A 12,202-nucleotide genomic window follows, 5' to 3' on the forward strand; every position below is an offset into this window, starting at 1 on the left:
GACGCTGCGTATGCCGCTTTTGCTCGCGCGTTCGGTTGTGCCTTTTTCGTTTCCTTATTTCGTCTCGGCGTCTTCGAATACGCAGACCAGAAAACTTTTGTCTTCGCCGAACGCCCAATCCAGATACAAGCCTTTGAGCCTTCGGTCCAGCGTTTCTCCGATTTTGCCTTCGCGAATCAGTACCTGCTTTTCCAGAGTCCGTTTGACTTTGCGGAGCACGCCGGAAGCGCCCTGATCGATGAACGCTTTTTCGATTTTGATCAAGATGCCTTCGCGGATCATCACCAACACGTTAGGCGACGCCCAATACGAATAGATGGCGTCGGGCATCTTTTCGATTTCGTAGGTGATGCCTCCGATTTCCCGGTGCAGTTCCAATTTGCCTTCGTAGTCGTCGCTCGAGTTCCGGTACGCGGCTTCGCCGAACATGCCGATCAGCACGCCGGACAGGTTGCGGTCGGACCAGTCGTAGTAGAAGGAGTCGACGCTGTGTCCGGTTCGCTCTCCGATCTGCCGCTTCAGTTCGGGCAGCAGGTGCTCTACCACCAATTCCCGTACGGAACGCAGCGCGTCGGGATCTTTCGAATCGACGAGATCTTGAATTTCGCTTCCCACGAAGTCTTCGAGATAAATCACCAACGATCGTTCGTCCAGATTCACGTCGATCTTGCGGGGAGGCTGACCGAAATTGAGTTCGAACATCTCATGAACCAATTGTTCGATTTGCGGCTTCGCCGCGTCGTTCTTCAACATGCTGCACCCCCGAATGGCTGGGATAAGAAACGTTTAGCCGACCTGACAAGCACTTAACCTTTCCCTGGCTTTTTGACGCAGCGCCGGATTCGGGCGGGCCCGCCGGCGGATTCGGCGCTTGTTTTTCGGCGAAGCAGCATGAATTGACGATATTTCGATATTTTACAAAGAGATTCGTGTACCTTTTTGATTCGGACGCTGATATGATTATATCTCGAACAACGTACTAGAAAAGTTGGAGGAATCATGAAAAAATCTATCGCAATTCCGCTGGCGATCTCGATCGTGGCGGTATCTTTCTCGGCGATCTTCGTCAAATGGTCCGATGCGCCGTCGACGGTGCTGAGCATGTACCGCATGTGGTTCGCCTGCGTGCTCATGCTGCCGATCGTCTGGACCAAACGCGCGGAATTCCGCAAGATCGGCAGACGCGAAGCTCGCATGTTGGTCTTCTCGGGCCTTTTTCTGGCCATGCATTTCGCGTTGTGGTTCGAATCGCTGAAGTTGACCACCGTAGCCAGTTCGACGATCATTCTGGCGCTTCAGCCGCTCGTCTCGCTGCTGGGCGGATTCCTCTTTTTCAAAGAGCGCACCACTAAAGCTTCGGTCTTCATGATGGTCATCGCCATGTTCGGCGTCGCGCTGATCGGTTGGGGAGACTTCGGATTAAGCGCTCAGGCCGTTCGCGGCGATCTGCTGTCGTTCTTGTGCGTGATCGCGGTCGTCGGCTATCTGTTCATCGGGCAGAGCGTGGTTCGCAAATTGTCGCATTGGATCTACAGCTTCAGCGTGTTCTTGTCCGCCGCCGTGTTCTTGACGATCTACAATGTCGCGACGGCGCAGGAATTGTTCGCTTATCCCGCGCGGGAATGGGGCGTGTTCGCGCTGCTCGCGATCGTTCCGACGCTGGCGCATATCATCAACAACTGGCTGCTGAATTACGTGAACGCCACGACCATCTCGGTCAGCATTCTGGGCGAACCGGTCGGCGCTTCGCTGCTGGCGGTGTGGCTGCTCGGCGAGCATATGACCGGCATTCAGATCGCGGGCGGACTGCTCGTGTTGACGGGCATGTTCCTGTTCCTTATGCGTCAGTCGAGCGGGGTGGCGTCGAAGGGTAAAACTTCGGGCGCGCCAGCACCGACAGCGGAAATCCCATAAACCGGCCGTACAGCCGCAGAAATTCCGCTTGTTCGACCGCTCCGCCGTATACGAGCGCTTCGTACAGAACGCCGAACTCTTTGACCAGAAAGCCGGAGCCTTCATAACCGTTGCGAAGATAGAACCGGCGTCTTCGGGCCCGATCTTCCGCGCCGGGCTTGTCCGGTTCGACGTTCTCGATATTGAGCATGATGCGGCAGCCGGGATGGGCGAGCCGAACCTGTTCCAGCAGCCTGCTGCCGTAGCCTTGCGAACGGTAACGGGGATCGACGGCCAGATACATCAGAAAAACCAGATCGTCGCGGCGCGCCAGATACGTAAAGCCGATCATGGCGTCCTGCTCGCGATACAAGACGAAATCGACATGGGGCTTCCGCGCTTTCCTGAAAAGGATCGACAGCGGGGCCCTTTCGTTTGCCGGGAAAGCTTCTTCGTACAACGTTTTGACCTGCGGAAAGAACGGGGAGTTTCGGGTTACGGCTTCCGCTCTCAAGCTCATGGGGCAGTCTCCTTTTCGGCGATCGTTCTTGGTTTCAAGTCTAAAGCTATGGAATCCCGGGCGCAAATCCATTATAGTAAAGTTGCTTTACCCCCGAACGTCCCGATCGGTTCGAGAACGGGGCGGCGAGGCGGTTCTACATAATCGAGCGAAGGAGGCGAGGCCATGAATACCGATGCGGCCCATGTCGAGATTTGGCTCGACGAAAGGCGCTTCGAAGCGACCGGACTGCGCGAGTTCGCGGTGACGGAGCAAGACGGCTCGGAGCGGCGGGCGTTCGCCTTCGATTTCAAGGTGACGCATGAAGACTATCATGACGTAACGACGCTCCTCTATAAAGGAGAGTTTCGCCTGCGCGTTCCCGCTCTTCAAGCGGAACTTCGGACAGGCATTCATAATTACTCGACGTCCTTGGACAATCTGTACGAAAAAGGGGCGGTCGGCGATTATCATCTGGAATTGATCGAACGCGCCTGACCGCTCCGAGTCTAAGCTTTTCAATTCGAATTTTTCGGAGGGAAACTATGAACAATCGCGACATTTTGCTGGAGCAGCTTCGAACCTGCCGCAACGAGAACGGTTGGTTCACGTCGATGGCTTCCGCGGTCAAAGGATTGACGCAGAAACAAGCCGACTGGAAAAGCAACGAAGAGATGAACAGCGTGCACGAGATCGTTCGCCATCTCAATTTTTACAACGAACGCTATCTTAACCGGTTTCTCGAACTTCAGATCGCCCGTCCGAAAGTCGACAGCAACGACGATACTTTCGAACCTCAGGAAGGCGAAGAAGGTTCGTGGAGCGAAGCGGTGGGCGCGTACGACCGTACGCTGGAAAGATGGATCGAGGCGGTCGAACAGGCGGACGACGACCGGATGAATAAATGGACGGGCGACTTGACCCATCTGACGATCCATAATGCTTACCATATCGGGCAAATCGTGTTGATTCGCAAGCAGCAAGGTTCGTGGGACAAGAAATACGGCGTGAGCTGAAAGCGGGGGACGGGAATTGACTTTACAGCAGCTCAGGTATGCGATCGAGGTGGCGGGCTGCGGCTCCATCAACGAGGCGGCGAAGCGTCTGTTCATCTCGCAGCCGAGCTTATCCAATGCGATCAAAGATTTGGAGCAGGAACTCGGCATCACGATCTTCGACCGGACGAATCGCGGCATTACGCTGTCGGCCGACGGCGTGGAATTCATGGCGCATGCCCGGCAGATCGTCGAACAGGCGGAACTGCTGGAAGGGCGTTATAAGAACAAGCGCCGGAGCGCCATGCATTTTGCCGTATCCACGCAGCATTACGCGTTCGCTTCGGAAGCGTTCGCCGCGCTGCTCGAAGGCGGCGTGGGCGACGAATACAATTTTTCGCTGCGCGAAACGCAGACCTACGACATTATCGAAGACGTCCGGACGCTTCGCAGCGATCTGGGCATTCTGTATCTGTGCGACCGCAATTCCAGAGTCATGAACAAGCTGTTCAGCGACGGCAGCTTGAAATTCACGCCTCTGTTCAATACGCAGCCGCACGTCTTCGTGGGCGCTTCGCATCCGCTGGCGCGCCGGGAGATCGTCGCGCCGGAGGAACTCGAACCTTATCCGTATATCACGTTCGATCAAGGCGAGAACAGTTCGCTGCATTTCGCGGAAGAGATGCTGCCTCTGCCGGAAGCCGCGCGCGGGATCAAAGTCAATGACCGGGCGACGCTCTCCAGTCTGCTGGCCAGCAGCAGCGGCTATACGGTAGGAACGGGAATCCTGGCTTCGGAACTGAGCGGAACGGTATTGAAATCGGTGCCTGTCGATACGCGCGAATTGTTCACGATCGGCTGGATCGCGCACAAAGACCGGCGTCCCAGCGCGATCGCGGCTTCGTACATCGACCTGCTTAACGATCTGGTAGCCAGAAGGTATTTTGCGGCGAACCAATTCCTGTTCTGACGGCAGCGGTTCGCGTCCATTTTCATTCAACATTTCGGGAGGAACGTATGCATAGTCCAGTGCTCGGCACCACCAGAATCCATCCGCCTTTTCGCTGCGATATCGTGGGCAGCTTCCTGCGTCCGCCTGAACTGCTCGAAGCCCGGAAGCTTCATCGGGAAGGGCGATTGACCGACGAAGGGTTATACGAACTCGAGACGGCCGAGATCGTCAAGCTGGCGGAGCGTCAGCGCGAGATCGGCTTGCAGGTGGCTACGGACGGCGAATTCCGCCGTTCGTGGTGGCACCTCGACTTTTTCTTCGGCGTCCAAGGCACGGAACGTATCGACCTGAACGCCGCCGCGGGCCGCACGGACGCGAAGCAGCGGGCGGAGACGTTTCGCGTGAAAGAGAAGATCTCGTTCGGCGATCATCCGCTGCTGGAACATTTCAAAGCGTTCGTGCCGATCGCGAAGCAAAACGGCCTGCTGCCGAAGATGACCATTCCGTCGCCGTCGCTGTTCCATTTCGTGCAGCGTTATAACGGCGGCGAAGCTTACGGCAGCGACGAAGAACTGTACGCGGACATTATCCGCGTCTACCGCGACGCGATCCGCGCGTTCTACGACGCGGGCTGCCGCTATTTGCAGCTCGACGATACGTCTTGGGGCACGTTGTGCAGTCTGCTGCATCGCACGCAGCTTCGCAGTCAAGGCACGGACCCCGATCGGCTCGCGGCCGATTACGTTCGCCTGATCAACGAGTCGATCGCCGAACGTCCGGCCGACATGACGATCGCTTTGCACGTCTGTCGGGGCAACTTCCATTCGACGTGGTTCGCTTCGGGCGGCTACGAGCCGGTGGCGGAAGCGCTGTTCGGCGGCTGCGAAGTCGATGCCTTTTTCTTGGAATACGACAACGAACGGGCCGGAGGCTTCGAACCGCTGCGCTTCGTCCGCGATCAATTCGTCGTCTTGGGTCTGGTCACGACCAAACACGGCGGACTCGAGAGCAAAGAAGTGCTGAAGTCGCGCATCGCGGAAGCCGCGGCTTTCGTGAATCTCGACCGTCTGTGTCTCAGCACGCAGTGCGGATTCGCTTCGACCGAAGAAGGCAATCTGCTGACCGAAGACGAACAGTGGGACAAGATCCGGCTGGTCGCCGAGACGGCGGCCGAAGTGTGGCCGGAAGCGGCGGGATCGTTGTAAGCCGGGGCCGCTATTCGGCTTGTGCTTCGACCTCGCCCTGCGAATAATTCCGACTGCTATACCCCGTTATACGCATTCGCGATAACGGGGTATAGCTTTTTGGCGTTAGTCCGCCCTGATCGAAACGTGGTAGAGTAGCTGTTAATCAGTCGGACCCAGCGAGCAGGCATAACGCTTGCTTAGACATCGAACTCGCGATTCTATTCCGCATTTCCCTAAGGAGGGCTTATTCATGAGCACGATCTTCGAGCAAGCGATTCAAAGAGACACGGTTCCGTTCCGTCACGATATCGTAGGCAGTTTCTTGCGTCCGCAGGCGATCAAGGAGGCCCGCGCTCGATTCGCGGCCGGAGAGATCGACGCCGCGCAGCTTCGCAAGGTCGAAGACGAAGAGATTACCAAGCTGGTCGCCAAACAAAAAGAAGTCGGCCTGCAAGGCGTAACCGACGGCGAATTCCGCCGCTCTTGGTGGCATCTCGACTTCTTCTGGGGACTCGGCGGCGTCGGCAAAAAGTCTTCCGACAGCGGCTATCTGTTCCACGGCGTCGAATCGCGCGCCGAAACGGCGCTCCTGACCGGGAAGGTCGGCGAAGGAGCCGATCATCCGATGGTCGAAGACTTCAAGTTCTTGAAGAGCGTCGCCGGCGACGACGTCGTGGCGCGTCAGACCATTCCGGCTCCGGCCCAACTGCTGTTCGAACTGTTCCGCGGCGACAATATCAAGACCGTGCACGAATTCTATCCGAACGTCCAAGACTTGTACGCCGACGTGGCGACGGCTTACCGCGACGCGATCTTGGCTTTCTACGAAGCGGGCTGTCGCAATATCCAATTGGACGATTGCACGTGGGGCGCGCTGAGCGATCGTCAGTTCCGGGCGATGCAAGAAGAAGCGGGCGGCAACATCGACGAGATGGCAAAAGGATTCCTGCTCGTGAACAATCTGGCGATCGAGAATCTGCCTGCCGACTTGGTCGTGACGACTCACGTCTGCCGAGGCAACTTCAAATCCACGTATGCCGGCGAAGGCGGCGGATACGATCCGATCGCGGAGATCTTGTTCGGCGGATCGAACGTATCGGCGTTCTATCTCGAATACGACAGCGACCGTGCCGGCGGTTTCGAGCCGCTTCGTTACGTCAAGAACCAGCAGGTCGTGCTGGGACTGTTCAGTTCCAAGTTCGGCGAACTGGAAGACAAAGCGCAGATCTTGAAACGGATCGAGGAAGCCGCTCGGTACGTGGACATCAACCAATTGTGCGTGAGTCCGCAATGCGGATTCGCTTCGACGGAGGAAGGCAATATCTTGACCGAAGAACAGCAGTGGGCGAAACTTCGTTTCGTCAAGGAAGTCGCGGACGAAGTCTGGGGCTGAATCCGTTTTAGGAAGTCCCGGTTTTCGGACCGGGACTTTTTTTGTGCGCGAAATGAGCGTACAATAGGGAACCATAACCGATCATACTTTGTCCCGTCAACGGGACTCATCCCATACCCAGCGGCATACGCAGCTGTACGAGAAAAAGGAGCGAAGAGATTCCTATGAATGTTCATGTCCCCGATAATGCCCGGCGCGATCTGGCGCTGGTCGGCTGCCCCGAGTGCGCGTTCCGGTTCGAAACGCCCAACTACCGGCTCGGCATGCAGCATAGATGTCCCGAATGCGACACGGCGGTCAAACCGAAATACGTGCGCCGCGCGCAGGATTCCGGTTACTCGCTGAGCTACCATACTTTTCTGCAACTGCTGACCATGCGCCCGTACCGCGACGAGATCGTGCCGCTTATCGCGGCTTGGTTCGATTACAGCGTCGAATACCGCGGCCGCGCCCTGATCGTGCGCAACGCGGCAGGCCGTACGGTCGACGTGGAGACCATGCACGAGATGATTCAATCGACGCCGCGTTGGCAGATCGTGCTGTATCGGAAAGCCGGGAAGTTTTTTAGATGAACAGGCGGCGAGAACGCCTGCGTCTTTTTATATGACGATTAAGACGATCGCCAAAAAGTTGTTGTTGTAGAGTATGATCCTGCTTATCCGTCTATGTCGAACCAATATCTTATTATATAAACAGGCAACCCTAGCTCCCTTCTGCGCGTCTAGTAGAAAAGGGGGCTTTTTATATGAAAACACGCCTTACCATCATGCTAAGCGGCCTGCTGCTGTTGTTCGGGCTTGCGGCCTGTTCGCAGAAGCCGGAAGCGGGGCCTGCACCCGCGGCCGAAGGTCAGGAGGTCAGCATAACGGTCGACCGATATATTCTCGCGGGCGAAGCCCGGCCGCTGGGCGTATTGAAGTCCGCGGAAGACTGGAACGCTTTTCGGGAAGCTTATCAGAAAGCCGATAAAATCAATAACGAAGAAGCAATGGTAGCGCCCGATTACGAAGTGCGGCTCAAGCAGGGCGATCGGACGGATGAATGGAATCTCTGGATCGCGCCTCCCGGCAAGCCGGGCCTGATTATGGACATGTCCGATACAAGCGCGAGCTACCGGACGACCGCTGAAGCCAACGAAGATCTGCGTCGGCGAATCGCCCGGATTCCATACGGTTCGAAGCAGGCGAAGCGGTTCGGCGACGTGTCGAGCGGGCCGTCGGGCCTGACCCATATCGAGAAATGGACCGCTTTTCTGGAGCAGGTCGAGCGGCAGCAGCCGGCTTCGGTCCAAGTGACGAAGTTTACCGACGAAGGCGATCCGATCTTCCACAATCTCGATTACGACGGAAGCCGCATTCATTATGCTTATGACAATTCGCTGGACGGGTTCGGCACGCCGGACAAGAAGCAGGATACCTGCCGACGTCTGGCCGGCGAACCGACAGCGAACAATCCGGCCGAATCGCGGACGACTTATACGCTGGAAGGCTGCGACGGCTCGGGGGGAGAACGCTTCGGTTTCGTGGTCGAACAAGCGGATTTGAAGACAACCTCGTCAGCTCCGGCGGTCCCGGCCCCATCGACATCGGCGGAAGCCGTATCGGAAGAAGCGATCACGATCTGGCGAGGATTATCCCGCGAAATAGAGCCGGATCGCCCTTTCTACGGACGGTTAACCAATGACGAGAGTCTGCGAGACTTCCGAGAAGCATATTCGACGGCAACCCCGATTAACGCCGATCTGGATACGGAAGTTCCCGATTACGAAGTCAGTTTCCCGATCGACGGAAACTCCGTATCCGCGCACCTCTGGTTGAACGGACAAGGAAAAGCGGGGATGCTGCACGACGTAAACGATCCGAGCGGCCGTTATCTTCGTCTGACATCGCAGGCGGCAGGCCGTCTCTGGGCGCATATCATGAAGCTTCCTTACGATGCCGAGCAAGCCGGGGAAAACGGGGATATCGTGATCCGTCCGAGCGGAGAGCAGATCAATGAGGATCGGTGGACGGATTTTCGCAGCGCGGTAGACAGCGGCAAAAAGGCTTATGCGCAGATCGTGGCTTATACGATCGAAGGCGATCCGATCTTCTACGATCTGAACTACGACGGCAGCGTGATTCGTTTCCAGTACGACAATACGCACGACGCTTTCGGCACGGCGGATCGGCAGTTCGATACCTGCAAAAAAATCGTCGAAGTGCCGATGGAGGAAGTACCCGGAACGAAGGTTTTGCTGGACGGATGTTCGAGCGCGCAAGGCGGACGGAACGATCTGTTCACGCTGCGTTTCCCGACCGAGCCGGCCCATCCGTAAAACCGAACCGTGCCTTGGAAATCCAAAAATAAACGCGACAAGCGGCCGGCGAACTTCTCGTTCCCGGCCGCTTATTCGTCTTTTCCGTGCTGTTTTCGGAACGTCGACGGAGGCAACCCTCGCTCCTTTTTGAACATGCGGCTGAAATGGAATTCGTCGCTGTATCCGCAGGCGCGGGCGATCTCGTGCAAAGACCAATCCGTATGCAGCAGATAGCGTTCCGCATGGCGAAGCCGAAGCCGGGACAGAAATCGTTTGGGCGTTTCGCCCGCGTAGCGCAGAAACAGCTTCCGCAGATGCGAGACCGACACATGCAGTTCGGCGGCTAACTGCTCGGCCGTGAACGGTTCGGCAAAACGCTGCCCGATCAATTCCACGCCTTGTTCGAACCGCGTTTTCGCAAGGTCCTGTTCGGGCGTCAGATCGGCATGCAGCCGCGCGACCAGTCCCAGCAGAGCGGCATGAGCTTCCGTTTCCCGAACCGGCGTACCCGGCGTCCACGATTCGACGATCCGGCTCAATCCCGTGTCCAGCAGCGCGGCATGTTCGCCTTCGAACGCCGAACGATCCGGCAGGTCGAGCCGCTCGACCGGAGACGGATGCAGCCAACGGCCGATCTCGCCCGACAGCCGCGTGCAATCGAACAGAATCATGATCATGCGAAGTTCGCTCCCGCCCCGCGCGGCCATATGCATGTTCAGCCCCGGTTCCAGATAAAACAACTGCCCGCTTTCCGCTTCGTAATCGCCTTTTGCCGATCGAAAACACCCTTTTCCCGAACGAATCCAATAGAAGCTGTGCACGTTTTTCTGATGGCGAATATCGGTCCAGTCTTCCGGCACGTTCTTGTAAGCGGCCCAACGAATCTTAACCGCGAGATCTTGCAGCAGCATATCAGAATTCCTCCGTTTTTCATGTGCGTACCCTCGGTCTTACGGACAGTATATTCCAAACGTTCGCGCAAAGCGATTGGACGTCTCGATTCCGGCGAATCATTTTTGACATGAAACGAGCAGGAACCTGCATGGTTAGAGTGCGCATAGTCCTCTAAAGTAGAGCTTGCGAGGGTACGAGATCGAAAATAAGGCTTGCTCACGAAAATCAAAATGCGCATGGAGGAAAAAAGATGATCCGATTGTTCGACACGCATGAAGTAAGGCCGACGAGAGAGTTGGAAGGATTGTGGGAGTTCCAACCGGTGAGCCGGCAGGGCGAGATTCCGGAAGCCATGAACTACCGCCTGCCCGTGCCGGGCTGCTGGGAGAATCATCCCGAGCTGGGCACGTATCAAGGCGTAGGCTTATATCTGAAAAAGATTCAAACGAGCCGCCGCACCAATCTGAGATTGGAATTCAAAGGCGTCAGCCATACGGCGGACGTCTATATCGACGGCGTGCATGCCGCGCATCATCATAACGCGTATACCTCGTTCGATGCGGTGATTCGCGGCGTCGAACCGGGCGAGCACGAGATCCGGCTGTACGCGGACAACTCGTTCGGCGAACATTCCGCGCTGCATATCGCGAACGATTATTACACGTACGGCGGGCCGATCCGTCCGATCGTGCTGGAAGAGATCGGGGACGTCTATATCGAGCGGGTCGCTTTTTTTCCGGAATGCGAAGACGGCGTCTGGCAAGGGCGTTGGCAGGCGACGGTGCGCAATCTGGGAAACGAGACATGCGAGACGAGTCTGCTGCTGGGCCTGGACGGTCTGTCTTCGTTTCGCGAAACGATAACGATCGAAGCGAATTCAAGCGTGACGTTGGAACGAACCGAGCTTTATCGCGAAGCCGAAGCATGGAATCCCGGCCGGCCGGTCTTGTATACGCTGCGCGCCGAACTATCGAATGAAAAAGAGCGCTGCGACGACTGGATCGACCGTATCGGTTTCCGGCGGATCGACACGGAAGACGGGAAACTGCGCGTGAACGAACAGGAAATCATGCTTCGAGGCGTCAATCGGCACGAAGACCATGCGCTGGCGGGCGCAGCGTTTTCTTTTCCCGATCTGATGCGCGATATTCAGCTCATTGCCGATCTGGGCTGCAATACCGTGCGAACGAGCCATTATCCCAACGACGAACGTTTCTTGGATCTATGCGACGAATTCGGCTTGATGGTCTGGGAAGAAAACCACGCGCGCGGGTTGTCGGAAGAACAGATGCGGAGTCCGAACTTCGCTTGGCAGAGCGAACAAGTCACGCGCGAGATGGTGGAACAGCACGGCAACCACGCGTCCATCGTGATCTGGGCGATCTTGAACGAATGCGCCAGCGATACCGTCTACGGACGGGAGATTTATGCTTCCGAGCTGGCGCTGATTCGCAAGCTCGACCCGACAAGACCGCGAACGTTCGCTTCCCATAATCGGGAACGCGACATCTGCCTCGATCTGCCGGACATCGTTTCTTTTAATATCTATCCGGGTTGGTACACGGACGAAGATCCGGGGGAGCTGATGCGAGAAGCGAGAGGGTGGGCGGACCGGCTCGGCGGCGCGGGCAAACCGATGATTCTCAGCGAATTCGGAGCCGACGGGTACTATGGATTCCGCAGCGCCAACCGGGTCAAAGGTTCGGAAGAACGCCAAAGCGATATTCTTGACGAGAATCTGCGCGCGTATCTGGCGGAAGAAGCTCCGCTGACCGGCGTCTTGATCTGGCAGTTCTGCGATTGCCGCGTGTCGGAATCGACCGGTTGGTTGATGAGCCGGGGCGGCACGCATAACGTCAAAGGATTGGTAGACGTCTATCGCAGGCCCAAGCTGGCTTACGAGACGGTGAAAAAGCATTTCCGTTCGCAGCAATCGAAAAGACCGGCGGACGGAATTCCGGTTCCGGCCCGAACGGACGTTACCGGTTAGGGAATCCTTTTCGCACGGCACGAAAAACCGCGCGGCGCCGAGAGTATCGGACGCCGCGCGGTTTTTTGCCGCTGCTTTTTCGATGGATGTTTACGACCGG

12 protein-coding genes are annotated in these 12,202 nt (G+C 57.0%); 9 read left to right on the top strand and 3 right to left on the bottom strand.

Going from position 1 to position 12,202, the window contains the following annotated elements; all coding sequences use genetic code 11:
- Nucleotides 1–54: 54 nt before the first annotated feature.
- Nucleotides 55–753 carry a Na-translocating system protein MpsC family protein gene (locus CDO73_RS01975; RefSeq protein ID WP_088486817.1) on the bottom strand — a complete coding sequence of 233 codons (699 nt, stop codon included), beginning with the start codon at nucleotides 751–753 and terminating at the stop codon, nucleotides 55–57.
- 246 nt (nucleotides 754–999) lie between these two features.
- Between CDO73_RS01975 and CDO73_RS01980 the strand changes: the two genes are divergently transcribed.
- Nucleotides 1,000–1,914 (top strand): DMT family transporter, encoded by a 915-nt coding sequence (locus CDO73_RS01980; protein WP_088486818.1) that lies wholly within the window; start codon nucleotides 1,000–1,002, stop codon nucleotides 1,912–1,914.
- Here CDO73_RS01980 and CDO73_RS01985 read toward each other — a convergent pair.
- Entirely contained in the window at nucleotides 1,838–2,413 is a 576-nt protein-coding gene (locus CDO73_RS01985; RefSeq protein WP_179218476.1) for a GNAT family N-acetyltransferase, read from the bottom strand. The two genes, CDO73_RS01980 and CDO73_RS01985, sit on opposite strands and share 77 nt — an antisense overlap.
- Nucleotides 2,414–2,578: 165 nt before the next feature.
- On the opposite strand from CDO73_RS01985, the gene CDO73_RS01990 reads away from it, so the two are divergent.
- From CDO73_RS01990 to CDO73_RS02020, 7 genes are all read left to right on the top strand, one after another.
- The gene (locus CDO73_RS01990) at nucleotides 2,579–2,890 is read left to right on the top strand and encodes a DUF3219 family protein (RefSeq protein ID WP_088486820.1); all 312 of its coding nucleotides are present in this window, start codon (nucleotides 2,579–2,581) and stop codon (nucleotides 2,888–2,890) included.
- Between the two features lie 47 nt (nucleotides 2,891–2,937).
- On the top strand, nucleotides 2,938–3,408 hold the full coding sequence (locus CDO73_RS01995) for a DinB family protein (RefSeq protein ID WP_088486821.1): 471 nt from the start codon (nucleotides 2,938–2,940) through the stop codon (nucleotides 3,406–3,408).
- Between the two features lie 16 nt (nucleotides 3,409–3,424).
- The gene (locus tag CDO73_RS02000) at nucleotides 3,425–4,357 is read left to right on the top strand and encodes a LysR family transcriptional regulator (RefSeq protein ID WP_088486822.1); all 933 of its coding nucleotides are present in this window, start codon (nucleotides 3,425–3,427) and stop codon (nucleotides 4,355–4,357) included.
- 47 nt (nucleotides 4,358–4,404) lie between these two features.
- Entirely contained in the window at nucleotides 4,405–5,544 is a 1,140-nt protein-coding gene (locus tag CDO73_RS02005; protein WP_088486823.1) for a 5-methyltetrahydropteroyltriglutamate--homocysteine S-methyltransferase, read from the top strand.
- A 232-nt stretch (nucleotides 5,545–5,776) separates the two neighbouring features.
- The gene (locus tag CDO73_RS02010) at nucleotides 5,777–6,919 is read left to right on the top strand and encodes a 5-methyltetrahydropteroyltriglutamate--homocysteine S-methyltransferase (protein ID WP_088486824.1); all 1,143 of its coding nucleotides are present in this window, start codon (nucleotides 5,777–5,779) and stop codon (nucleotides 6,917–6,919) included.
- A 164-nt stretch (nucleotides 6,920–7,083) separates the two neighbouring features.
- Nucleotides 7,084–7,491, top strand: coding sequence for a hypothetical protein (locus tag CDO73_RS02015; RefSeq protein ID WP_088486825.1), 408 nt, complete (start codon nucleotides 7,084–7,086; stop codon nucleotides 7,489–7,491).
- Nucleotides 7,492–7,664: 173 nt separating this feature from the next.
- A complete protein-coding gene (locus CDO73_RS02020; protein WP_088486826.1) occupies nucleotides 7,665–9,236 on the top strand; it encodes a DUF4362 domain-containing protein in 1,572 nt (523 codons plus the stop codon).
- Nucleotides 9,237–9,307: 71 nt separating this feature from the next.
- Here CDO73_RS02020 and CDO73_RS02025 read toward each other — a convergent pair whose 3' ends face one another.
- Nucleotides 9,308–10,129 carry a helix-turn-helix transcriptional regulator gene (locus tag CDO73_RS02025; protein ID WP_088486827.1) on the bottom strand — a complete coding sequence of 274 codons (822 nt, stop codon included), beginning with the start codon at nucleotides 10,127–10,129 and terminating at the stop codon, nucleotides 9,308–9,310.
- Nucleotides 10,130–10,362: 233 nt separating this feature from the next.
- On the opposite strand from CDO73_RS02025, the gene CDO73_RS02030 reads away from it, so the two are divergent.
- On the top strand, nucleotides 10,363–12,102 hold the full coding sequence (locus CDO73_RS02030) for a glycoside hydrolase family 2 protein (RefSeq protein WP_088486828.1): 1,740 nt from the start codon (nucleotides 10,363–10,365) through the stop codon (nucleotides 12,100–12,102).
- Nucleotides 12,103–12,202: the final 100 nt, after the last annotated feature.

This window comes from Saccharibacillus sp. O23, assembly GCF_002205895.1.
GTDB lineage: Bacteria > Bacillota > Bacilli > Paenibacillales > Paenibacillaceae > Saccharibacillus.

Coding starts and splice junctions, on each gene's coding strand:
- CDO73_RS01980 (WP_088486818.1), top strand. CDS start 1,000: ATGAAAAAATCTATCGCAATTCCGCTGGCGATCTCGATCGTGGCGGTA.
- CDO73_RS02015 (WP_088486825.1), top strand. CDS start 7,084: ATGAATGTTCATGTCCCCGATAATGCCCGGCGCGATCTGGCGCTGGTC.
- CDO73_RS02020 (WP_088486826.1), top strand. CDS start 7,665: ATGAAAACACGCCTTACCATCATGCTAAGCGGCCTGCTGCTGTTGTTC.
- CDO73_RS01995 (WP_088486821.1), top strand. CDS start 2,938: ATGAACAATCGCGACATTTTGCTGGAGCAGCTTCGAACCTGCCGCAAC.
- CDO73_RS02025 (WP_088486827.1), bottom strand. CDS start 10,129: ATGCTGCTGCAAGATCTCGCGGTTAAGATTCGTTGGGCCGCTTACAAG.
- CDO73_RS01990 (WP_088486820.1), top strand. CDS start 2,579: ATGAATACCGATGCGGCCCATGTCGAGATTTGGCTCGACGAAAGGCGC.
- CDO73_RS02010 (WP_088486824.1), top strand. CDS start 5,777: ATGAGCACGATCTTCGAGCAAGCGATTCAAAGAGACACGGTTCCGTTC.
- CDO73_RS01975 (WP_088486817.1), bottom strand. CDS start 753: ATGTTGAAGAACGACGCGGCGAAGCCGCAAATCGAACAATTGGTTCAT.
- CDO73_RS02030 (WP_088486828.1), top strand. CDS start 10,363: ATGATCCGATTGTTCGACACGCATGAAGTAAGGCCGACGAGAGAGTTG.
- CDO73_RS02005 (WP_088486823.1), top strand. CDS start 4,405: ATGCATAGTCCAGTGCTCGGCACCACCAGAATCCATCCGCCTTTTCGC.
- CDO73_RS01985 (WP_179218476.1), bottom strand. CDS start 2,413: ATGAGCTTGAGAGCGGAAGCCGTAACCCGAAACTCCCCGTTCTTTCCG.